We start from the raw sequence: 728 nt of genomic DNA on the forward strand, positions 1-728 counted from the left end.
GGTGCCGCTTCATGAGACCACCGCTCTCGCGTTAAGTGCCTATCTTGCGAGGCGCTCGCGGATCGGAGACTCCGATTCGACCTTCTTCATTTCTGCGGATGGGCATCGCCTCTGCTACGACACAGTTATGTCCGTGTTTCTAAAGCTTGTCCGATCAATCGGACTACGCGACGGTCCCGGCAAACCAGGGCCACGGATTCACGACTTGCGCCATACGTTTGCCGTGCGATCACTGGAACAGTGTAGTGGGGATCAACGATCTGTAGCGCGACATGTGCTTGCTCTCAGCACGTACCTAGGCCACGCCCACGTGGCGGATACCTACTGGTATCTACAGGCTACGCCGATCTTGACGACACAGATTGCCGCTGCTGGCGAAGCTCTGTTCTCGGGAGACCAGCCATGACCAAGCTCGCACATCATCTCGGATGCTTTCTACGCGAGCATTTGCCGCATGAGCGCGGCGCCAGCGCAAACACCTGCGATACGTATGCATACGCCTTCCAGTTGTTGATCTGTTTTGCGGCAAAGCGTATGCACACTCAACCGTCTCTACTTGAGATTGATCAGGTTGACGCTCCACTGATTCTCGCATTCCTGGACCATCTTGAGAATGTACGACGATGCTCGCCACGGACCCGGAACGCACGTCTCGCAGCAATAAAATCGTTCTTCCGCTACCTCGAATATCATGATGTTTCGTGTCTCGACCAAGCACGGCGAATTCA

At 55.2% G+C, this 728-nt stretch carries 2 protein-coding genes; both read left to right on the forward strand.

Annotation, left to right across the window (positions count from 1 at the left end; translation table 11 throughout):
• Nucleotide 1: 1 nt before the first annotated feature.
• Nucleotides 2–406, forward strand: coding sequence for a tyrosine-type recombinase/integrase (locus tag PKKP23_RS35070; RefSeq protein ID WP_420873273.1), 405 nt, complete (start codon nt 2–4; stop codon nt 404–406).
• Nucleotides 403–728: phage integrase N-terminal SAM-like domain-containing protein (locus PKKP23_RS33515; protein ID WP_161978210.1), on the forward strand; the 326-nt coding region annotated here is incomplete at its 3' end. The genes PKKP23_RS35070 and PKKP23_RS33515, both read left to right, overlap by 4 nt.

This window comes from Paraburkholderia kururiensis JCM 10599 = LMG 19447 (assembly GCF_003986935.1).
GTDB lineage: Bacteria > Pseudomonadota > Gammaproteobacteria > Burkholderiales > Burkholderiaceae > Paraburkholderia > Paraburkholderia kururiensis.